This window comes from Halococcus thailandensis JCM 13552 (genome assembly GCF_000336715.1).
In the GTDB taxonomy this organism is placed as follows: domain Archaea; phylum Halobacteriota; class Halobacteria; order Halobacteriales; family Halococcaceae; genus Halococcus; species Halococcus thailandensis.
Genome location: NZ_AOMF01000145.1, coordinates 92,380 through 112,492 on the forward strand (window position 1 = coordinate 92,380; position 20,113 = coordinate 112,492).

Consider the following 20,113-nt stretch of genomic DNA (forward strand, 5'->3'; position numbering starts at 1 on the left):
GTATATGCTACCGCGGTTCGGAGTAGCATTATTGCGCTCGGAACGAACGAAAGGACATGTCCGATCCGTTCGGCCGTGCGGTCCGCGACTTCCATCATGGCGAACAGGACAGTCCTCTTATTCAGCGCGATGGCGGGTGGGCACGCGAACACCCGATCGAGACGTTCTACTTCGGCGAGTTCGACCCCGACAGCGACCGCGGTGAGTTCCTGACGTCCTGGCTCGATGGCCCGCTGCTCGATATGGGTGCAGGCGCGGGACGCGACACGCTCTACTTCCAGGATCAGTTCGAGACGGTCGCCATCGAGGTGAGCGATCATCTCGTCGAGACGATGCGCGAGCGCGGCGTCCAGGACGCCCGCCACGTCGACATGTTCGCACTCCGCGAGTCGTTCGAGCGCGATCGGTTTCGGTCGGCGTTCGCGTGGGGGACACAGGTCGAACTCGCGGCCTCGATGCGGGGACTCCGGGAGTTCCTCGACGATCTCGCCTTCGTCACCGCTCCGGATGGAACGGCGACGCTCGACTGTCACGACCCGGAGCGGATCGTGGCGGACGAGATGCTCGGCTATCGGGCCGACCCGACGCCCGGACTCGCCCACCGCGTGATGCAGTTCGAATACGAGGGCGACGTCGGCGCGACGCTCCTGTTTCGACTGTTCGGCCCCGATCGACTGCGCGAGGCCGCAGCGGAGACCGGTTGGGAAGTCGTTGCCCACAGCTACGACTCCACGGAGTCGGCCCACTATCAGGCGACGCTGACGAAGGCGTAACTCCGGACCGCCGTGCGACGGTTCGTCGATGGCGGCCGCTTTCGCCGAAAGATTGATACCATGTCGTGGTGTATGGTATCTCGTATCATGACCCCGGAACGCATCAAGGAGCGGTTGAAAGAGACCGAAGGTCGAGTCGACGTCGAGGCGTTCGTCAGCGCGCTCGAATACGTCCGCGACGACGGGCGACGGTGAGACGATAGCCCGCGGCGTCCACGCGCGAGAGGTACGCGGGTCAGTATCGGTTCGGCGGATGCGAAGAGCCGTGCGCAAGAATAGTGTTTTTCGACCGTTTCGTTCGCGGCTCAGACGTCGTCGGTCTCGCGATCCTCGTGTTCGCCCTCCTCGATCTCCTCGACGACCTTGTCACAGAAGGCGTCGAGATCGTCGGGGTTGCGGCTGGTGACGAGCCCCTCGTCGACGACGACCGCCTCGTCAACCCAGTCACCGCCCGCGTTGCGGATGTCGGTCTCCAGGCTGTGATAGGAGGTCAGCTGCCGACCGTCGACGACGTCGGCCTCGACGAGCGTCCACGGACCGTGACAGATGACACAGAGCGGTTTCTCGGTCGCGAAGAAGTCGTGGACGAACTCCACCGCGTCGTCGTCGGCGCGGAGAATATCGGCACCGACGGTCCCGCCGGGAACGACGAATCCGTCGTACTCCTCGACACTGGCGTCGGCGAACGTTTTCTCGACCTCGTAACTCCCGGCCGAATCGAGATCGTTGTTTACCGTTTCGACCTCGCCGGTCTCGACGCCGATGACCTCGACGCTGGCCCCGGCCTCGGTCACGGCGTCGCGTGGCTCGGTGAATTCGGCTTCCTCGGAACCGCGCGGTGCGAGAACGATGCCGACCGTCTTGCCGTCGAGTTGATCGCTCATGGGACGCTCGGAACGCGGAGAGCGATCGCGGTAAGTCGATGGCTTGCTCTCGCAACGACTCAGTCGAGATAGTCGCCGGCGAGCAGCGCGAGGCGCTCGCGGGTCTCGTCGGGGATCGCCTCGGGTGCGGTGTTGATCGTCCCGTCGAGCGCGTGCGCGCAGTCACAGTCGCGCTCGTCGGGCATCGTCTCGATGGCACGCCGGATCGTCGCGTTGATGCGCTCCTCGTTCGCGGCGGCGTTATCGAGCACCTCCTGGAGACTTACCTCGCTGTCTTCCTTCCAGACGTCGTAGTCGGTGACGCCGGCGACGGTCGCGTAGCAGAGTTCGGCCTCGCGGGCGAGTTTCGCCTCCGGCACGGCGGTCATCCCGACGATATCCCAGCCCTGCGCGCGGTAGAACTCGCTCTCCGCTCGGGTGGAGTACTGTGGGCCCTCGATGCAGACGTAGGTGCCGCCCTCCTCGACACCCGCTTCTGCCTCGCTATCCGCTGCCGCCTCGTCGTCGACCGTCTCGGCCGCGGCGGCGAGATGGCTGGTCATATGGGGGCAGTACGGCTCGGCGAAGCCCATGTGGACGACCATCCCGTCACCGAAGAACGAGGTCGTCCGGTGGCGCGTCCGGTCGAACAGCTGGTCGGGGACGACGAGCGTCTGCGGCGGGAGTTCTTCGCGCAGGCTCCCGACCGCGTTGGTCGCGAGAACCCGATCGACGCCGAGTTCCTTCAGCGCGTAGATGTTCGCCCGGTAGGGCACTTCGGTCGGCGAGAGCTCGTGATCCGGCCCGTGTCGCGGGAGGAAGGCGATCTCCCGGCCATCGAGTTCGCCGACCGTGACGGAGCCGCTCGGCGCGCCGAACGGCGTCTCGACGCTCTCCTCGTGGCCCGTGTCGAGATCGAGCGCCTCGTAGATGCCGCTGCCGCCGATGAGACCGATCATGGTTCCTCCAGCAGCGTCCAGCCTTCGCCCTCGCGCGCGACGAGTTCCCGGCGTTCCATCTCCGCGAGCACCTCGTCCATCCGATCGGGCTGAGCGATCTCCATCTCGATGCGGTCGATACCGTGGTGTTCGGCGAGCAGATGGCGGATCTCCTCCATCCCCATCGCCGTGTCGGGTTCCAGGACGCCGCTCACGAGATCGGTCATGTCCTCGATGAAGTTCCACGGGTAGATCACCCAGGTCCAGCTGTCGAGATACTCGCCGACGTAATCGGGTTCGAACTCGCTCGATCCGAGCAGTTGGACGGTCGCAGTGCGGACGTCGTTCGGATCGCGGTCGGTGACGTACTCGTGGGCGCGCTCGATGCTCCCGCCGGTGTCGGCGATGTCGTCGATGATGAGGACGTCCTTGTCCTCGACGCTGCCCTCGGGCATCGGATAGCGGATCTCCGGCTCGCCGGTTTTGGCGGCGGTTCCAACGTAATGCTCCATCTTCAGGCTCGTGAGATCGTCGAGCCCGAGGAAATCACAGAGACAGCGCCCGGCGAACCAGCCGCCGCGCGCGAGCGCGACGACGACCTCCGGCTCGAACTCGGTGCGTCTGACCTGATCGGCGACCGACCGACAGCGGCCGTAGATGTACTCCCAGTTGGTGACGGTGCAGGTGAAATCGTCGCGCTCGGTCATGGCTCAGTTGAGTGGGACGGCGGCACGCGTTAAGTCGTTGTGTCTCTCCGATCGGCGGCGTAGTGATCAGTGAGAACGAGGAGTTATTTTCCGATCAGCGACCGGCCATGATGCCGCCGTCGACCGAGAGCGGCATACCGGTGACGTACGAGGCGTCGTCCGAACAGAGCCAGACGGCCGCGTTGGCCATCTCCTCGGGATCGCCGAGCCGCCGCATCGGAACGTTCGATTTGAGTTTCTCGCGCATCTCGTCGGGCATCTGGCTGTAGCCGGGCGTGTCGACCGGCCCGGGACAGACGGCGTTGATGCGGATGCCGTCCTCGGCGTATTCGAGCGCCGCGGTCCGTGTGAGGCCGACGACGCCGTGTTTGCCGGCCGAATAGGGTGCGACGTTGCGCTGGCCCTTCAGCCCCGCGCCGGAGGAGGTGTTGACGATCGCACCGCCGCCCTGTTCGAGCATCGCGTCGATCTCGTGGCGCATGCACCGCCACGTGGATTTGAGCGTGATGTCGAGCTCCTTGTCCCAGTCGTCCTCGGAGACTTCCGCCGTCGGCACCATCTCGCCCGCGGCACCAGCGGCGTTGTTGTGGGCGACGTCGAGGCCGCCGTAGCTGTCGACCGCTTCCTCGACCATCGCGGTGATGTCCGACTGGCTGGTGATGTCGACGGTGAGGAACAGCGCCTCGCCGCCGTCGTCCTCGATCAGTTCGACGGTTTCCCGGCCGGCATCCTCGTCGATGTCCGTGACGATGACGTTCGCTCCTTCCTCGGCGAACCGCAGCGCCGACGCACGGCCGATGCCCGCGCCGGCACCCGTAACGGCTACCGTTTTGTCGTTGAGTCCGTTCATAGTGGTTTTCCGTTCGTCGCGGGGCGAGACACTTGCCCCGTGCGAACACTGAATATTTGTTCAGCTCGACGGATAACCGTTTCGCTCCGAGCAGCGTTTCGACAAACGAAACCGCGTGATAGCGGTCGGTTTGATACGTCTGACTGTGACGCGATCGCACGAAGCTGGTCGGTTCGGAACCTTCTTTATTGACGTTCGTGATTATACGTCCACGATGGCTGTACTCTGGCTGGACGAGGTAGGCAAGGACGACATCGACGCCGTCGGCGGCAAGGGCGCGTCGTTGGGCGAACTCGCTGGTGCCGGCCTCCCCGTCCCGCCGGCGTTCGTCGTTACGGCCGGAACGTACCGCTCGTTCATCGAGGAAACCGGCATCGACGAGGCGCTGTTCGACGCCGTCGACGTCGACCCCGACGATTCGAGCGCGCTCGCCGCCGCCGAAGCCGAGGCCGAGGACCTCATCCTGGGGACGGAGATGCCCGACGAGCTGCGCGAGGAGATCCTGGAAACCTACGGGAATCTCGACGATGGCGAGGCGTTCGTCGCGGTGCGCTCGTCGGCGACCGCCGAGGACCTGCCGGACGCCTCGTTCGCCGGCCAACAGGAGACGTTCCTCAACATCACCGGCGACGATCTCGTCCAGCGCGTCAAGGAATGCTGGGCCTCGCTGTTCACCCAGCGAGCGATCTACTACCGCGAACAGCAGGGGTTCGACCACCGGAACGTCGACATCGCGGTCGTCGTCCAGCGGATGGTCGACGCCGAGAAGTCGGGCGTGATGTTCACCTCCCATCCCTCGACCGGCGCGCCCGAACTCATCGTCGAGGCCGCGTGGGGGCTCGGCGAGGCGGTCGTCGCCGGCGAGGTCTCGCCCGACAACTACGTCGTCGATCGCGACAGCCACGAGCTCGACTCCGTCACCGTGGCCGACAAGAAGACGATGTGCGTCAAGGACCCGGAGACGGGCGAGACGACGATGGTCGACGTCCCCAACGAAAAACGCGAGGCGCAGGTGCTCGACGAGGACGAACTCGACAGTCTGGTCGAGATCGGCGAGCAGGTCGAGGAGCACTACGGCGAACCGCAGGACGTCGAGTGGGCGATCTTCGAGGGCGACGTCTACATGCTCCAGTCGCGCCCCATCACGACGATCGCCGACGACGGGGGCGAGCAGGCGAGCGTCGCCAACGGCGGGGACGAATCCGGAGCGAGCGACGACGTGTTGCTCACGGGGCTCGGCGCGAGCCCGGGCATCGCCAGCGGTGCGGTGGCGATCGTCGGCAAGCTCGACCAGCTCGACAAGGTGGGCGAGGGCGACGTCATCGTCACCGAGATGACGACCCCCGACATGGTGCCGGCGATGAAGCGCGCGAGCGGTATCGTCACCGACGAGGGCGGGATGACCTCCCACGCGGCGATCGTCTCCAGAGAACTGGGCGTCCCGGCCGTGGTCGGTTCACAGAGCGCAACGAGCACGCTCTCCGACGGGCGGCACATCACCATCGATGGCGACAAGGGCACGATCCGCGAGGGCGAGGCCGACGACGGCGAGCGCGACGCCGTCGAGGAGGTCCGCCCGCAATCCCCCGTGAAGCCGATGACCGCCACCGAGGTGAAGGTCAACGTCTCGATCCCCGAGGCCGCCGAGCGCGCCGCCGCGACCGGCGCTGACGGCGTGGGTCTGCTCCGGATGGAGCACATGATCCTCTCGACGAACAAGACCCCCGAGAAGTACATCGACGACCACGGCGAGGACGCCTACATCGAGGAGATCGTCGAAGGGGTCAGGAACGTCGCCGAGGAGTTCTACCCACGACCGGTGCGCGTGCGCACGCTCGACGCCCCCACCGACGAGTTTCGCCAGCTGGAGGGCGGCGAGAGCGAACCCGACGAGCACAACCCGATGCTCGGCTATCGGGGCATCCGGCGCAGCCTCGATCGGCCCGACGTGTTCGTCCACGAGCTCGAAGCCTTCCGGCAGCTCTACGGGATGGGCTACGACAACGTCGAGATCATGCTCCCGCTCGTCAATGACGTCGAGGACGTCCTGCAGGCGAAAAATCTCATGCAGGACGCCGGCATCGACCCCGACAAGCGCTCCTGGGGCGTGATGGTCGAGACGCCCGCCTCGGCGCTGCGCATCGAGGAGATGGCCGACGCGGGCATCGACTTCGCCTCCTTCGGAACGAACGACCTCACCCAGTACACCCTGGCTGTGGACCGAAACAACGGCCAGGTCGCCGACCGTTTCGACGAACTCCACCCTGCCGTCCTCGAACTCATCGGCCGGACGATCGAAACCTGTCGCGAGAACGACGTCGCGACCAGCATCTGCGGGCAGGCCGGTTCGAAACCGCGGATGGTGCAGTTCCTCGTCAACGAGGGCGTCTCCTCGATCTCGGCGAACATCGACGCCGTGCGCGACGTCCAGCACGAGGTCAAGCGCGTCGAGCAGAAACTCGTCCTCGACACCGTCAGGTAGGGTTTCGATGGCCAGCCACGATCGCACGCGGACCGCGGCGAGATACACAACGGCTAACAGCGTGAGTGTCCAGTTCTGACCATGCAGCGGGCCACGCCACAGGAGTTCTCCCGCGTTCTCTCGTCGATGTGTACGGAGCCACATCCCGACGCACGTGCGGCCGCCGAGCGCTTTCTCGCGACCAACCCCGGCGATCCGGGCACCTACGAGACGATCGCCGGCATCGAGCGTGAGGTCGTCGCACAGCTGGGAGAGATGGTCTCGCTACCGGAACCAGCGGGCTACGTCACAAGCGGCGGCAGCGAGGCGAACATCCAGGCGCTGCGCATCGCGCGCAACCGCGCCGACACGGACGAGCCGAACGTGGTCGCACCCACGAGCGCCCACTTCAGTTTCCACAAGGCCGCCGGCATGCTCGGGCTCGAACTCCGCACCGCGCCGCTCGACGACGAGCACCGGGCGAACACGACGGCGATGGCCGAACTGGTGGATGGGAACACCGTCGCGGTCGTCGGCGTCGCCGGCACCACCGAACACGGCCGCGTCGACCCGATCCCCGAGATCGCCGCCATCGCCGATGAGGCAGGCGCGCTCTGTCACGTCGACGCCGCGTGGGGCGGCTTCCACCTGCCGTTCACCGATCACGAGTGGGACTTCGCCGACGCACCGATCGACACGATGACGATCGACCCGCACAAGCTCGGACGGGCGGTCGTGCCCGCCGGCGGACTGCTCGCGCGCTCGGACGAACTGCTCGACGCGCTCGCGGTCGAGACGCCGTATCTCGAATCACGCTCGCAGGCGACGCTGACGGGCACGCGAAGCGGTGCCGGCGTGGCGAGCGCCCGCGCCGCACTCGACGCGCTGTGGCCCGACGGCTACCGTGAACAGGCCGAACGTGGCCAGGCGAACGCCGACTGGCTCGCCGACGCGCTCGACGATCGTGGCTATTCGGTCGTCGAACCCGAACTCCCGCTCGTCGCCGCCGAGATCCCCGAGGAGACGTTCGAGGCGCTGCGGGAGATGGACTGGCGGATCTCCCGAACGGGGAACGGTGCGCTTCGCGTCGTCTGCATGCCACACGTCACCCGCGAGATGCTTCGAGCGTTCGTCGACGATCTCGACCGACTGAAATAGACAACACTTAGGCGTGTGACGCAGCGATTTCCGGCAGTGACGCCGCTTCTGTCGGCCCTCGTCGCGGGGACGGTCGGAACCGTGTCTGCGCCGCTGCAGATCGACGCGCTCGAACGTCTCGTCGAGACGGCGACCGGGCCGCTCGGGCTGCTCATCATCGCGGGCTACTCGTTTCTCATCGCGATCGCGCTACCGCTGCCGAGCGAGATCGTGCTCGTCGCGCCGCTGGATCTCGGAATCTCCGAAACGGGTGATTTCGTCCTGATCACGCTCGTCAGCGGCATCGGGAAGGCCGCCGGCAGCGTCGTCGCCTTCCGTCTCGGCCACGAGGCCAGAGACCGATCCGGGCGGCTCGTCGAGTGGCTGCGCGACTCGCGGTTCGACATCGTCGAGTGGTCCGAGCGACGGACGATACAGCTCGCGCGCCGATACGGCTACATCGGGCTGGCGATCGCGCTCTCGGTGCCGTTCTTCCCGGACACGCTGTCGATCTACGCCTTCACCATTCTGGAGGAGGACTACCTGAAGTTCGCCGCGGCGACGTTCGTCGGCAGCGCCGGGCGGCTGCTGGTCGTCGCGGGCGTCTTCGCGCCGATCACCTCGCTGTTCGGACTCTGACGGGTGGCCACCCGCGAGTGGAAAGCGGCGGGCTTTAGGCTCCCATCCCGGTAGCGATGGCCATGAGTCACGAGGAGTTCCCCACGGAGAACCCGGCGGTCGTCACCTGCGGGCTGCCGTACGCCAACGGCGACCTGCACGTGGGCCATCTCCGGACCTACGTCGGCGGCGACGCGTTCACGCGCGCGCTCCGCAAGCTCGGCCAGGAGACGGCGTTCGTCTCGGGGTCGGACATGCACGGCACGCCCGTCGCGGTCAACGCCTGGGAGGAGGGCGTCACGCCCGAGGAGTTCGCGTTGCGCCACCACGAGAAGTATAAAGAGACGTTCCCGACGTTCGACATCGAGTTCGACAACTACGGCCACACGGCCGAAGAGCAGAACGTCGAACTCACCCAGCAGTTCGTCCGCGAACTCGACGAGAAGGGCTACGTCTACGAGCAGGAGATCGAAGTCGCGTGGGACCCCGAAGAAGGCCAGGCCCTGCCCGACAGATACGTCGAGGGCACCTGTCCGTACTGTGGCGAGCACGCCCGCGGCGACGAGTGTGACGAGGGCTGTGGCCGCCACCTCGAACCGGGCGAGATCGAGGAGCCCACGAGCGTGATCACGGGCAACCCCGCCGAGTACCGCACCCGCGAGCACGAGTTCCTGCGCCTCTCTGAGTTCCAGGACTACCTCGGCGAGTTCATCGACCGGATGGACGGGACGGCGAACGCGCGCAACCAGCCCCGTGAGTGGATCGAGGGCGAACTCCAGGACTGGTGTATCACGCGAGACATGGACTGGGGGATCGAGTATCCCGGCGAAGAAGACCTCGTGCTCTACGTCTGGGTCGACGCGCCGATCGAGTACGTTTCGAGCACGAAGCAGTACAGCGAGCGCGTCGGACGGGAGAATTTCGACTGGGAGCAGGCGTGGCAGGAGTCGGGCGAACTCGTTCACGTCATCGGCCGGGACATCATCCAGCATCACACCGTGTTCTGGCCCGCAATGTTGCGCGGGGTGGACTACCAGGAGCCGCGGGCGGTGCTCGCGAGCGGGTTCGTCAACCTCGACGGCAAGGGGTTCTCGACCAGTCGCGATCGCGCGGTCTGGGTCGACGACTATCTCGACGAGGGGTTCGATCCGGACCTCTATCGCTACTACATCACGACGGGCACCGGCTTCCAGCAGGACATCGACTTCTCGTGGGAACGGTTCGCCGAGCGTGTCAACGGCGAGCTCGTCGGCACAGTAGGGAACTTCCTCTACCGATCACTGCTCTTTGCCCACCGCAACTACGGGGGAACGCCCGATGGAGAAGTCTCCGAAGAAGTGCGCGAGCGCATCGAGCAAGCGATCGACGAGTTCCGGGACGGCGTCAACGACTACTCCGTGCGGGCGGTCGGTGAGTCGGCCGTTGAGCTCGCCCAGTTCGGCAACGAGTATATCCAGCGCCACGAGCCCTGGAACGCCGAGGACCCAGAGCGGGCAGCGGTCATCCGCGACTGCGTGCAGCTCTCGAAGGCGGTCACGGTGCTTTCCGAGCCGATCATGCCCGGCATGGCCGAGCGGCTCTGGGAGCAACTCGACGAGGCGGGTTCGGTCCACGAGGCTTCCCTAAATGCTGCACTCGACGCGCCGTCCGCCGAGTTCGATGCGCCCGACGAACCGTTCGAGGGCATCGAGGACGAGCGTGTCGCCGAGTTGAACGAGAAACTGGAAGCGCAGATCGCTGCCGCAAGCGGGGACGAGGAGGGCGACGCAGCTGCGGAGGGTGACACTGCCGAGGCCGCGGAGGCGGAGCTCGAAGCACTGACCGACGACCGCATCGGCTTCGAGGAGTTCCAGGAGCTCGACGTGCGAGTGGGCGAAGTGCTCGCCGCCGAGGGGATCGAGGACGCGGACGATCTCGCGCGTCTGGAGGTCGATCTCGGCGTCGAGACGCGCCAGATCGTCGCCGGGATCAAACAGCTCCACGATCTCGACGACCTCCCGGGCGAGCGGGTGGTCGTGTTGGCGAACATCGAGAAAACGGAACTGTTCGGCGTCGAGAGCAACGGGATGGTGCTCGCAGCCGGCGAGGAGGCCGACCTGCTGACGACCCACGACGACAGCCAGCCGGGAACGAGAGTTCGCTGACCGAGCGGCAGCCATTTCTGACTCGACGCCCACGAGGGGGTATGGCGGACGACTGGAAATACGCCGTCGAGGATCTCGAGGACGACGGCGACGAGAGCGCGGACGACGCACGCGCGACCGACGTCTTCGGGGACGACGAGCCGGGCGACCTCGAACCGGGCTCGCCGTCGTTCGAGAACGTCGTCTTCGTGCTGCTCGGCGTCGCCATCGCGCTGGTGATCGTCCTCAGTGTCTAACACACCCAACAGTTAATCCCGCTGCAGGCTAACAACCGACCATGACGCTGGCACTCGGTGGCGCGCCGGTTGCGGCCGCGCTTCCGGTCCTCCAGATGAGCGATCTCCTGCTGGAGCAGCTCCCGCTGGTGCTCGTGGTCGCCGGGCTCGGACTGATGGGTGCCGAGGCGCTCGCGCCCGGCGCACACTTCATCGTGCTCGGGGTCGCGCTGCTGTTCGCCGGGCTGATCGGTCTGTTGATCGGGAGTTTTCTCGGCCCGATCGTGCTCGCGGTCGTCCTCTCGGTGCTCGTGCTCGCCAGCGGTGCGGGAACGCTCTACGCCTACCACCGGTTCGACATCTACGGCGGGAAGGGAGCCGGCAAGACGAGCGACTCGGCCTCGCTCAGGGGGACGACCGGACACGTCACCGAGCGCGTGACGCCGACGAACGGAAAGGTGAAACTCGACGGCGGCGGCTTCAATCCCAACTACAGCGCCCGCACACTCGACGGCGAAATTCCCGAAGACGAACCGATAATGGTGACCGACCCCGGCGGCGGCAACGTCCTCACCGTCGAGGCGCTCTCGGCGGTGGAGGACGACATCGATCGGGCGCTCGCTCGCGGGCGCGACACCGACGATCGCGAGCGCGAAACCGCGTGACGGCACCCGCTCGACCGAAGCCTTATGTTCCCAACATCCGAACTCTCGATAGATGACACTCGTTCCGCTTCAGGCGCTCGCGCTCGCGCCGGCCATCGTCGTGCTGTTGGTGCTGGCCGTCGCGATCATCACCGTCTATAGCGCCATCGAAATCGTCAACGCGTACGAGAAGCGTGCGCTCACCGTCTTCGGCGACTACCGCAAGCTGCTCGAACCGGGCATCAACTTCGTCCCGCCGTTCGTCAACAAGACCTACCCGTTCGACATGCGGACCCAGACGCTCGACGTCGCGCGTCAGGAGGCCATCACGCGTGACAACTCACCTGTGACGGCGGATGCAGTGGTCTACATCAAAGTGATGGACGCGAAAAAGGCGTTTCTGGAGGTCGACGACTACAAGCGCGCGGTCTCGAACCTCGCACAGACCACGCTCCGTGCCGTGCTCGGCGACATGGATCTCGACGACACGCTGAGCAAACGGCAGGAGATAAACGAGCGCATCCGCAAGGAGCTCGACGAACCGACCGACGAGTGGGGGATCCGCGTCGAATCCGTCGAGGTCCGCGAGGTCAACCCCTCGCCCGACGTCCAGCAGGCGATGGAGCAGCAGACCTCCGCCGAGCGCAAACGCCGCGCGATGATCCTCGAAGCGCAGGGTGAACGGCGGAGCGCGGTCGAGGCAGCAGAGGGTGAGAAACGGTCGAACATCATCCGTGCACAGGGTGAAAAGCAGAGCCAGATCCTCGAATCGCAGGGTGACGCCGTTTCCACAGTGCTGCGAGCGAAATCCGCCGAGTCGATGGGCGAACGCGCGGTCATCGAGCGCGGGATGGACACGCTCGAATCCATCGGTCAGGGCGAGTCGACGACGTTCGTCCTCCCCCAGGAGCTGTCGTCGATGCTCGGCCGGTACGGCAAACACCTTACCGGCAGCGACATCAAGGAGGACGGCCACGACCTGGAAAGCCTCGATTTCGACGAGGAGACGCGCGAACTCATCGGGCTCGACAACATCGACGAGATCCTCGGCGAGATCGACGAGGAGGCCGAGATCGACGTCGAGGAGATGGAACAGGAGGCCGAAGCGATCAAGACCGGCGAGGCGACGACCGACATCCAGGATCCCGACGAGGTCATCTCCGAGATGGACGCCAACGAAAGCATCGAGGGGAGCACGTCGACGACGGGAACGTCGGCCACCGACGAAGAGGACGAGCTCGAACCGGAGACGAACTGAGCGAGCGACGACCCGAACGAGTGACGAACTGAACGGGTCGAAGGGGTTTTACCTGCGTTTCTCCGATGTGACCCAATGGGCGACCGCGGGGTCGACGAGGGACGGCGGGCGACACTCCGGCGAGTCGCCGCGCTGGGTGCCGTCGGACCGTTCGCCGGCCTGGCAGAGGACGACGGCGGAATCCGCGAGACGATCGCTGGCTATCTCGCGACGACGCCGGGCGCACACTTCTCGAAGATCCGTGACGATCTCGATCTGGCCACCGGCGAGACACAGCACCATCTCAAACGGCTCGAACGTGACGGCACGGTCGAGAGCCACCGCGACGGCGACTACCGACGCTACTTCCCGGCCCGCGAGTTCGACGCGTTCGAGCGCACGGCGCTCGGCTTTCTCCGGCGCGAGACACCGCGCGGAATGATCATCGCACTGTTGCGCGACGGCGACGCGACCGCGAGCGATCTCGCGGCAGCGGTGGACGTCTCACGGCCGACGATAAGCAATCACGCCGCCGATCTCGACGCGGCGGGGCTGCTCTCGCGTGAGGACGGCTACTCGCTCGTCCGCCCGGAACGACTGCTGACGCTGCTGGTGAGCTATGCCGACTCCTTCGACGCCGCGACGGTCCAGTTCGCCCGCGAGGCCGACCAGTTCATCAGCGTCGACGCCTGACTACTGGGTGACTTTCCACGTCGTGCTCGAAGAGTAGCCCCACTTCTCGACCGAGAGCACGCCGTCGGTCTTGCGGATGGCGTTCATGTTCGTGCCGACCTCCTTCGGCGACAGCCCGAGCGCGTCGCCGATGAGTCGGGATTTGAAGTAGGTCTTGCTGTCGGCGTGCTCGCGGAGATACGAGAGGATGCGGCGCTGTTTCTCACTGAGTGTCTGTATCGGTGCGCTGCGTGCGGCCATACACGATCCGAACGGAGCAACACACATAGCGGGTTTGGTGCGATGGGCTAATTCGGGCGCTATCGGTCGATTTCGGTCGCGTTCACGACGACGATATCGCCCGTCGTGGCCCGTCGACGCCCCTTCGAATCGAGGGTGGTACGGACGGGTACGGCGCGAGCGGGCGGTAGTTCTTTATTTCTCGGCCACGGTAGCGGCGGATGGAGGACTACGCGATGGAAATCTCTGATAAACTCCTGTGTCTGTTCAACGCCGACGTCACCGAATCCGAAGACAGCTACACCGTCGAGATACCGCGCCGCGAGGTCGAGAACGGGTCGATCGAGCCCGGCGAGACCTACCGTGTGGCACTCGTCTCGCGCGAACCGACCGAGGAATCGTCGAGCAGTTCGCGCTCGCGGTCGAGCACACCCTCCTCGGAGCCACAGCCGCCCGTCGACGTCGGCGAGATGCGCTACGTCGAGGTCGAGGACATCGGCAAGCAGGGCGATGGCATCGCCCGCGTCGAACGCGGCTACGTCATCATCGTCCCCGGTGCCGAGATCGGCGAACGCGTCAAAGTCGAAGTCACCGAGGTGAAATCGAACTTCGCCGTCGGCGAAATCATCGATTAGTACCTTTTTACTTCGTCGGGTGGCCTCCCTGCGGTCGGCCACCACTCCTCGCAAAAAGCTACGCTAAAAACTCCCCGCTCGCGCCTTCGGCGCTCGCGGCGAACCGCGCTCACTCTGTTCGCGCGGACTCTCCACTCTCTGCACCACAGAAGCCCTCGCTCCCTCCGGTCGTCTGCTCGCGGGCCGGAGGCCCGCTCGCATGGTACGAGGGACCTCCGGTCCCTCGCTACTCGCCCTTCATCCACCAGGAGAGTATAGCTCTCCTGAGCCTCGGCTCGCTTGACTCGCCGAGACACCAGGACCGCAAACCGTTGCCGCACCGCCGGCAGGGCCGGCAGCTACCCGTCGATCGGCGTTCCGTCCGGTCGTTTCGCACCCTCGGAGTCGTGGACGACGATCTCGCCGGAATCGGGATTTGCGGGTTCGTAGCGCTCACTGACGGCGATGGCTTCTTCGATCTCGCGGATCGCGCGCTCCTTGAGCGCACCAGCCAGTTCCTCGGCGTGCTCGCGGTCGATGTCGCGTCCGAGCCCCTCGCATTCGTGGGCGCGCACGTCGCCGACCTGATCGACCGCCGCACCCATCGGCTGGCTCGACCCGTCGAGAGCGACACTGAACGGATAGGTGCGGCAGATGAGCGGCCGATCCTCGTGGACGGTACACGCCCCGACACCGTCCTCCTCGGCATAGAAAGTGCAGTCGCCACAGCCGGTCGTTTCGAGCGCCCACTCGAAGGTCTCACCCTCCGGCCCATCCTCGCCCTCGCTGAGTCCGTATGGCATCGGCCGGGCAACGTCCCGGTGGTCGTACTCGGTGGCGTCCTGCAGCTCGCGTATCTCGTCGGGAAACACCGTCGCCGTGTGCTCCTCGCGCCCGTCCGGACCCGTCGCTGCCTTGCAACAGGCCCCACAGCGCGTACACTCGAAGCCGATCTCCTCGATGGCGTCGGCCAGCGCCCCGACGTCGAGATGGCGCGCACGGGCGAGTTCGTCCTCGAAACTCACATATCTCCTTTCGGCCGCCGCGCAAAAAGACCGTCGTCAGGGGCGGACCCGTTCACCGTCCCACTCGATCCGCCCCTCGACGGCGAGTTTGTCGAGATGGGCCGCCACCGTGCGCTCGGCCAGTCCTCGCACTCCCGAAAGCTCCTTCTCGTAGGCCGCGTCGGTCACCGCAGCGATCGTCCGCGCGCCATCGCGCACCGCCCGCAGGACCGCCCGTTCGCGGCGGAGTCGATGGGATAGCAGCCGCTCGATCACTGCCCGTAACTCCTCGACGGCCGGTCCGTGACCCGGATACAGCCGTGCCGGATTCCGGGCGTGAAGCCGCCGGAGCGCGGTGAGATAGCCACGCATGTCGCCGTCTTCGTTCCCCACGACGACGCTCCCGTTCGCGACGGCGAGATCGCCGACAAGCACCTCGTCGTCGATGGCGAGCACGACGTGGTCGGGGGCGTGTCCCGGCGTCGCGAGCAACTCGACGGTCCCTGCGTCGGTGTCGATGCGCGTTCCCGGGCCGAAGGTGCGATCGGGCGAGACGCCGGTCGCGCGTTCGAACCGGTCCGCGTAGCCGGCGTGCGCCCAGACGGTCGCCCGGTCGGCATACGCTTCGACACCGCCCACGTGATCGGGGTGGGTGTGGGTCACGAGCAGGTTTGCGACGCCGTCGATCGCCTCGTCGAGGCGGGGCGTCGCGGCTGCCGGATCGACGAGCAGCGCCCACTCGCTTCCGACGAGATAGGCGTTGGTCTCGCCGCCGGGTGCAGCCGTCTCGACAGGAATCGGAACACGGGTCGGACTCACGACGAGTGGTGGCGCTCGCAGCTGAAAAGGCCAGTTACTGGTTCAGGAAGTAGACCTGCTTTCTGGCGTCGCGGAAGCTGTAGCGCGAACCGACGAGATCGTCGTCTTCGAGGCGGTTCAGCGCGTAGCGGACGGTGCGATCGGGCAGCAGCGATTCGTCGGCGAGCTGGCCCTGCGAGAGCGGCGTCTCCGATTCGAGCACTTTGGCGACGAGCTTCGCGCTCGGAGGGAGTTCGCGCAGGCGGTCGCGGAACTCGGTCTCGGTCAACGGGTCGTCGGGCTGTGCGCGGTCCGTGGTGGCGCTCATGCTCACCACTCTTCGACGGGCTATGGTAAAACTTGCCCATATATGGGAATGTATACTACTACCGCATGAATGAATACCTTTGCCCTTATATTTCGTGGTGAGACGCGCACCGCACGGTCAGGATACGGATGGCGTGAGCAGTTGGATCGTGCCAGTCGGTTCGCTCGACGGTCGCCACCGACGGGCAGCGCGTCATATCCGTACGGTTTTATTCCTCGGCCGAAAACCACGGGTAGCGTGAAGGGACAGGAGTGGTACCAGACCGCCGAGGTCGCCGAGGAGTACGACACCAAGCGGTTCTCCGACGGCGGCCGGCTCATCGACGAGCGGGAGAAGGAGGCCGTGCTCTCGGCAGTCGGTCCCGTCGAGAACAAACGCATCCTCGAAATCGCCTGCGGAACGGGGCGATTCACGACGATGCTCGCCCAGCGCGGCGCTGATATCGTCGGCCTCGATATCTCGCCCGCGATGCTCCAGGAGGGTCGGAAAAAGGCGCGCGCGGCGGGCGTCGACGACCATCTGGAGTTCATGCGCGGCGACGCCGCCCGCCTGCCCTTCCCCGACGACCACTTCGAGACCGTCATCGCGATGCGGTTTTTCCATCTCGCCGATACACCCGCCTCGTTTCTCGCCGAGCTACGCCGCGTCGCCCGCAAGCAGGTCGTCTTCGACACCTTCCGTCGGTTCAGCACCCGCAGCATCTACAACTGGCTGCTGCCGATGGGCTCGCGGCTGTACGCCCGCGCCGAGATCGAGGAGCTGCTCGACGGGGCCGGACTCCAGCTGGCCGGCGAGGAACACGACTTCTTCTTCCCGTACGGCCTCTATCGCCAGCTCCCCGACGCGATGGCCACCCGCGTGCGCGAACTCGACGACATGATCATGGACTCGCCGATCGGCGAGTACGTGGCGTCGGTATCGTACTGGGACGCACGGTTGCAAGGGGAGTGAGAACCGATCGCCGTGCTGTCGGCTGGTGCGAACTTTCGTCGATAGTGGACTAGCTGGCACACGAGCGTCCGCGAGCGACCGCTTCGTCGGTCGTCGGGAGGATCGGCAGCGATCCGAAGATAAAGCGGTTGTTTTTATGTCGAGCGGCGCTATTCGGTCGGTATGCAGCTCTCGGTGGTCGTGCCGACTCTCAACGGCCGAACCCAACTCGTGGCGTGTCTCGACGCGCTCGCGGCGGTGGCCCCCGAGAGCGAGGTGGTCGTCGTCAACGGTCCCTCCGCGGATGGCACCACCGGGATGGTCAGCGAACGCGACGACGTCGACGTGCTCGTCGAGGTCGCCGACCGCAATCTGAACGTCGCGCGCAACGCCGGCATCGAACACACGACCGGCGAGCACGTCGCGTTCGTCGGCTACGACAAAACCATCGAGTCGGGCTGGAAGGACGCGCTCATGGCGGGCTTCGACACCGGCAGCCACGGCGACGGTCGTGCGCACACCATCGCCGAAGGGTATCCACCGCGGATGCGCCGGGACGTGGGGGTCGTCACCGGGCCGGCGCGATCGGCCGACGGACCGACGACACCCGAATCACGGACCATCACCGGCCGCGAGGTGACGTATTTCGACGGCTCGAACGTCGCGTTCACCCGCACGGCGCTCGAAGAAGTAGATGGATTCGACGAATATCTCCAGACGGGTGGTGCGCGCGATCTCGCCCACCGGCTCGCGGCCGCGGAGTACGACGTGCGCTGGGCGGCGGGGATGGCCGTCGGCGACGCGCTCGGCACCGAGACGACCCCGTCGGCCCCGCGAGCGATCTCCGACGGCGGCCGAACCGAGCGCGACTGGTACTGGAAGTATCGTGCGCTCGCCTACCGCCTCGTCAAGAACTACGGGCTGCGGCCGACGACCGCCCGACGACTGCTCTCGCACGCGGGCCGGGACGCCCTCACCGGACTCGAAGGCGTCGTGCGCGGCGAGGCGAGCCCGACCAACTGGGTCGGAAACGGGCGGGACGTGCTCGTCGGGAGTCTGCGCGGCAACGGCTCCGGGCTGGCCGCGCGCTGGCGCTCACGCGACCGCCGCAACCCGAACGGGCTCTCCGCACGATCCGAGCGGGCGGTCGCGGTCCACGACTGGCGCTGACGGCGATTGATAAGCGTTCGTTCCGATGTTCGTGTGCCAGAGCCTGCCGTTCGCGTCCGGCGTTTCCGCGACCCCGAGTAGCAATTTTTATATAGAACCGCAAACGACCCATTGACGAGGATTTCAAATCATGGCACAGCAACAGCGCATGGGTGGACAGCCGATGTTCATCCTCAGCGATGACAGCGAGCGCACGCGCGGTGAGGACGCACAGAGTTCGAACATCGAGGGCGGCAAGGCCGTCTCGGAGTCCGTCCGGACGACGCTCGGCCCGAAAGGGATGGACAAGATGCTCGTCTCCGATTCGGGCGACGTCGTCATCACCAACGACGGCGCGACGATCCTCGGCGAGATGGATATCGAGCATCCCGCCGCACAGATGATCGTCGAGGTCTCCGAGACACAGGAGGACGAAGTCGGCGACGGGACGACCACGGCGGCCGTCCTCACCGGCCAGCTGCTCGCCAAGGCCGAGAACCTCCTCGACGACGACGTCCATCCGACGACGATCGTCGAGGGCTATCACGAGGCCGCGGAGCTGGCCCACGAGGCCGTCGACGAGATCGTCGTCGACGAGACGGTCGACGACGACGTCCTCCGCAACGTCGCCGAAACGTCGATGACGGGCAAGGGCACCGGTGACGTCGGCGCCGAGGCGCTCGCCGAGACGATCGTCGAGGGGATCCGACGGGTCGAGAACGACGGCGTCGCACGCGAGGACATCACCGTCCGCACCCAGACGGGCGCGAGTTCGAGCGCGACGGAGCTCGTCGAGGGCGTCATCAGCGAGGAGGAGCCGGTCCGCGAGGACATGCCCGCGACCGTCGAGGACGCCTCGATCGCCGTCCTCGACGTCGAGTTCGACATCCGCGAGTCGAACGTCGACGCGGAGTACGACGTCGGGAGCGTCGAGGATCTCAACGCCGCCATCGACGCCGAGGAGAGCCAGTTCGAGCAGTACGCCGACGCACTCGCCGATCTCGACGTCGACGTGGCGTTCGTCACCGAGAGCGTCGACGACCGCGCGGCCGCCCATCTCGCCGACGAAGGGGTACTGGCCTTCGAGAGCGTCGATGACGACGAGGCGAAGGCGATCACGCAGGCGACCGGCGCGAGCCGCGTCGGTGCCATCGACGACCTCGAAGCGGACGATCTGGGCAACGCCGAGCGCGTCAGCGTCGAGTCGTTCGCCGACGACGATCTCGTCTTCGTCGAGGGCGGCGCGGCCGCCGAATCCGTGACGGTGTTCGCCCGGGGCGGCACCGATCACGTCACCGACGAGCTCGAACGCGCGCTCCACGACGGGCTCGACGTCGTGACCGCCGCGCTCGATGCGGGTGGTGTGGTACCCGGTGGCGGCGCGAGCGAGGTCGCCATCGCCGCCTACATCCGTGACCACGCGGCGAGCATCGAAGGGCGTCGCCAGCTCGCCGTCGAGGCGTTCGCCGACGCGACCGACGTGCTCCCGCGTACGCTCGCCGAGAACACCGGCATGGATCCGATCGACGCGCTCGTCGAGCTGCGCAGTCGCCACGACAGCGAGGGCCGAGCCGGCATCATCAGCGAAAGTCAGACCGGCACCGTCACCGACCCCGTCGAGGCCGGCGTGTTCGACCCCGCCGCCGTCAAACACGAGGCCATCGAGAGCGCGACCGAGGCCGCGACGATGATCGTCCGTATCGACGACGTCATCTCCGCGGACAACTAATCGACCCACCGTTTTTTTCGACCCGAGCGACGACCAGCGCGTCGCACGTCCGTCGACGGTCC

At 66.3% G+C, this 20,113-nt stretch carries 21 protein-coding genes; 13 read left to right on the forward strand and 8 right to left on the reverse strand.

Features of this window, described 5'->3' with window-relative positions:
* Positions 1 to 56 precede the first annotated feature (56 nt).
* Positions 57 to 773, forward strand: coding sequence for a class I SAM-dependent methyltransferase (locus C451_RS07280; protein WP_007739288.1), 717 nt, complete (start codon positions 57 to 59; stop codon positions 771 to 773).
* Positions 774 to 1,078: 305 nt separating this feature from the next.
* Here the strand turns inward: C451_RS07280 and C451_RS07285 are convergent, their stop codons facing one another.
* The 4 genes from C451_RS07285 to C451_RS07300 all read right to left on the reverse strand — a co-directional run bounded on the left by C451_RS07285 (position 1,079) and on the right by C451_RS07300 (position 4,131).
* Positions 1,079 to 1,657: a type 1 glutamine amidotransferase domain-containing protein gene (locus C451_RS07285; protein ID WP_007739291.1), complete on the reverse strand. Its 579-nt coding sequence runs from the start codon at positions 1,655 to 1,657 to the stop codon at positions 1,079 to 1,081.
* Positions 1,658 to 1,716: 59 nt separating this feature from the next.
* Positions 1,717 to 2,595: an S-methyl-5'-thioadenosine phosphorylase gene (mtnP, locus tag C451_RS07290; protein WP_007739293.1), complete on the reverse strand. Its 879-nt coding sequence runs from the start codon at positions 2,593 to 2,595 to the stop codon at positions 1,717 to 1,719.
* Positions 2,592 to 3,281, reverse strand: a complete 690-nt coding sequence (locus tag C451_RS07295) for a phosphoribosyltransferase (RefSeq protein ID WP_007739295.1) — start codon at positions 3,279 to 3,281, stop codon at positions 2,592 to 2,594. Before C451_RS07295 ends, mtnP begins: the two co-directional genes overlap by 4 nt.
* 94 nt (positions 3,282 to 3,375) lie before the next feature.
* Positions 3,376 to 4,131: an SDR family NAD(P)-dependent oxidoreductase gene (locus C451_RS07300; RefSeq protein WP_007739297.1), complete on the reverse strand. Its 756-nt coding sequence runs from the start codon at positions 4,129 to 4,131 to the stop codon at positions 3,376 to 3,378.
* Between the two features lie 214 nt (positions 4,132 to 4,345).
* Here C451_RS07300 and ppsA point away from each other — a divergent pair, with 214 nt between their 5' ends.
* From ppsA to C451_RS07340, 8 genes are all read left to right on the forward strand, one after another.
* On the forward strand, positions 4,346 to 6,613 hold the full coding sequence (ppsA, locus tag C451_RS07305; protein ID WP_007739299.1) for a pyruvate, water dikinase: 2,268 nt from the start codon (positions 4,346 to 4,348) through the stop codon (positions 6,611 to 6,613).
* Positions 6,614 to 6,694: 81 nt separating this feature from the next.
* The gene (gene mfnA, locus C451_RS07310) at positions 6,695 to 7,750 is read left to right on the forward strand and encodes a tyrosine decarboxylase MfnA (protein WP_007739300.1); all 1,056 of its coding nucleotides are present in this window, start codon (positions 6,695 to 6,697) and stop codon (positions 7,748 to 7,750) included.
* 36 nt (positions 7,751 to 7,786) lie between these two features.
* Complete coding sequence (locus tag C451_RS07315; protein WP_007739301.1) at positions 7,787 to 8,368, forward strand: YqaA family protein; 582 nt, start codon at positions 7,787 to 7,789, stop codon at positions 8,366 to 8,368.
* Between the two features lie 62 nt (positions 8,369 to 8,430).
* Positions 8,431 to 10,491: a methionine--tRNA ligase gene (gene metG, locus C451_RS07320; RefSeq protein ID WP_007739302.1), complete on the forward strand. Its 2,061-nt coding sequence runs from the start codon at positions 8,431 to 8,433 to the stop codon at positions 10,489 to 10,491.
* A gap of 41 nt (positions 10,492 to 10,532) precedes the next feature.
* Positions 10,533 to 10,727 carry a DUF7312 domain-containing protein gene (locus C451_RS07325; RefSeq protein WP_007739304.1) on the forward strand — a complete coding sequence of 65 codons (195 nt, stop codon included), beginning with the start codon at positions 10,533 to 10,535 and terminating at the stop codon, positions 10,725 to 10,727.
* 41 nt (positions 10,728 to 10,768) lie between these two features.
* Positions 10,769 to 11,371, forward strand: coding sequence for an NfeD family protein (locus tag C451_RS07330; RefSeq protein ID WP_007739305.1), 603 nt, complete (start codon positions 10,769 to 10,771; stop codon positions 11,369 to 11,371).
* A gap of 52 nt (positions 11,372 to 11,423) precedes the next feature.
* Positions 11,424 to 12,608, forward strand: coding sequence for an SPFH domain-containing protein (locus tag C451_RS07335; RefSeq protein ID WP_007739306.1), 1,185 nt, complete (start codon positions 11,424 to 11,426; stop codon positions 12,606 to 12,608).
* Positions 12,609 to 12,683: 75 nt separating this feature from the next.
* Positions 12,684 to 13,280 carry a winged helix-turn-helix transcriptional regulator gene (locus C451_RS07340; RefSeq protein WP_007739307.1) on the forward strand — a complete coding sequence of 199 codons (597 nt, stop codon included), beginning with the start codon at positions 12,684 to 12,686 and terminating at the stop codon, positions 13,278 to 13,280.
* On the opposite strand, the gene C451_RS07345 is transcribed toward C451_RS07340, so the two are convergent.
* Positions 13,281 to 13,520: a DUF7123 family protein gene (locus C451_RS07345; protein ID WP_007739308.1), complete on the reverse strand. Its 240-nt coding sequence runs from the start codon at positions 13,518 to 13,520 to the stop codon at positions 13,281 to 13,283.
* Between the two features lie 215 nt (positions 13,521 to 13,735).
* Between C451_RS07345 and C451_RS07350 the strand changes: the two genes are divergently transcribed.
* Positions 13,736 to 14,134: a TRAM domain-containing protein gene (locus tag C451_RS07350; RefSeq protein ID WP_007739310.1), complete on the forward strand. Its 399-nt coding sequence runs from the start codon at positions 13,736 to 13,738 to the stop codon at positions 14,132 to 14,134.
* A 338-nt stretch (positions 14,135 to 14,472) separates the two neighbouring features.
* Here C451_RS07350 and C451_RS07355 read toward each other — a convergent pair whose 3' ends face one another.
* The 3 genes from C451_RS07355 to C451_RS07365 are packed head-to-tail and all read right to left on the reverse strand — an operon-like array spanning position 14,473 to position 16,243.
* Positions 14,473 to 15,138, reverse strand: a complete 666-nt coding sequence (locus C451_RS07355) for a YkgJ family cysteine cluster protein (RefSeq protein WP_007739312.1) — start codon at positions 15,136 to 15,138, stop codon at positions 14,473 to 14,475.
* Positions 15,139 to 15,174: 36 nt separating this feature from the next.
* Positions 15,175 to 15,936 (reverse strand): MBL fold metallo-hydrolase, encoded by a 762-nt coding sequence (locus tag C451_RS07360; protein WP_007739313.1) that lies wholly within the window; start codon positions 15,934 to 15,936, stop codon positions 15,175 to 15,177.
* Between the two features lie 34 nt (positions 15,937 to 15,970).
* Positions 15,971 to 16,243, reverse strand: coding sequence for a MarR family transcriptional regulator (locus tag C451_RS07365; RefSeq protein ID WP_007739315.1), 273 nt, complete (start codon positions 16,241 to 16,243; stop codon positions 15,971 to 15,973).
* A 237-nt stretch (positions 16,244 to 16,480) separates the two neighbouring features.
* On the opposite strand from C451_RS07365, the gene C451_RS07370 reads away from it, so the two are divergent.
* From C451_RS07370 to thsA, 3 genes are all read left to right on the forward strand, one after another.
* Positions 16,481 to 17,194: a class I SAM-dependent methyltransferase gene (locus C451_RS07370; RefSeq protein ID WP_007739317.1), complete on the forward strand. Its 714-nt coding sequence runs from the start codon at positions 16,481 to 16,483 to the stop codon at positions 17,192 to 17,194.
* Positions 17,195 to 17,356: 162 nt separating this feature from the next.
* Complete coding sequence (locus C451_RS07375) at positions 17,357 to 18,343, forward strand: glycosyltransferase family 2 protein (protein WP_007739318.1); 987 nt, start codon at positions 17,357 to 17,359, stop codon at positions 18,341 to 18,343.
* Between the two features lie 148 nt (positions 18,344 to 18,491).
* Positions 18,492 to 20,051, forward strand: coding sequence for a thermosome subunit alpha (gene thsA / locus C451_RS07380; RefSeq protein ID WP_007739320.1), 1,560 nt, complete (start codon positions 18,492 to 18,494; stop codon positions 20,049 to 20,051).
* Positions 20,052 to 20,113 lie beyond the last annotated feature (62 nt).

What these genes read in the sequence shown, in the direction of transcription:
- ppsA (WP_007739299.1), top strand. Translation starts at nt 4,346, where the DNA reads ATGGCTGTACTCTGGCTGGACGAGGTAGGCAAGGACGACATCGACGCC.
- mtnP (WP_007739293.1), bottom strand. Translation starts at nt 2,595, where the DNA reads ATGATCGGTCTCATCGGCGGCAGCGGCATCTACGAGGCGCTCGATCTC.
- C451_RS07365 (WP_007739315.1), bottom strand. Translation starts at nt 16,243, where the DNA reads ATGAGCGCCACCACGGACCGCGCACAGCCCGACGACCCGTTGACCGAG.
- C451_RS07300 (WP_007739297.1), bottom strand. Translation starts at nt 4,131, where the DNA reads ATGAACGGACTCAACGACAAAACGGTAGCCGTTACGGGTGCCGGCGCG.
- metG (WP_007739302.1), top strand. Translation starts at nt 8,431, where the DNA reads ATGAGTCACGAGGAGTTCCCCACGGAGAACCCGGCGGTCGTCACCTGC.
- C451_RS07325 (WP_007739304.1), top strand. Translation starts at nt 10,533, where the DNA reads ATGGCGGACGACTGGAAATACGCCGTCGAGGATCTCGAGGACGACGGC.
- C451_RS07330 (WP_007739305.1), top strand. Translation starts at nt 10,769, where the DNA reads ATGACGCTGGCACTCGGTGGCGCGCCGGTTGCGGCCGCGCTTCCGGTC.
- C451_RS07295 (WP_007739295.1), bottom strand. Translation starts at nt 3,281, where the DNA reads ATGACCGAGCGCGACGATTTCACCTGCACCGTCACCAACTGGGAGTAC.
- C451_RS07335 (WP_007739306.1), top strand. Translation starts at nt 11,424, where the DNA reads ATGACACTCGTTCCGCTTCAGGCGCTCGCGCTCGCGCCGGCCATCGTC.
- mfnA (WP_007739300.1), top strand. Translation starts at nt 6,695, where the DNA reads ATGCAGCGGGCCACGCCACAGGAGTTCTCCCGCGTTCTCTCGTCGATG.
- C451_RS07345 (WP_007739308.1), bottom strand. Translation starts at nt 13,520, where the DNA reads ATGGCCGCACGCAGCGCACCGATACAGACACTCAGTGAGAAACAGCGC.
- thsA (WP_007739320.1), top strand. Translation starts at nt 18,492, where the DNA reads ATGGGTGGACAGCCGATGTTCATCCTCAGCGATGACAGCGAGCGCACG.
- C451_RS07340 (WP_007739307.1), top strand. Translation starts at nt 12,684, where the DNA reads ATGGGCGACCGCGGGGTCGACGAGGGACGGCGGGCGACACTCCGGCGA.
- C451_RS07280 (WP_007739288.1), top strand. Translation starts at nt 57, where the DNA reads ATGTCCGATCCGTTCGGCCGTGCGGTCCGCGACTTCCATCATGGCGAA.
- C451_RS07350 (WP_007739310.1), top strand. Translation starts at nt 13,736, where the DNA reads ATGGAAATCTCTGATAAACTCCTGTGTCTGTTCAACGCCGACGTCACC.
- C451_RS07285 (WP_007739291.1), bottom strand. Translation starts at nt 1,657, where the DNA reads ATGAGCGATCAACTCGACGGCAAGACGGTCGGCATCGTTCTCGCACCG.
- C451_RS07375 (WP_007739318.1), top strand. Translation starts at nt 17,357, where the DNA reads ATGCAGCTCTCGGTGGTCGTGCCGACTCTCAACGGCCGAACCCAACTC.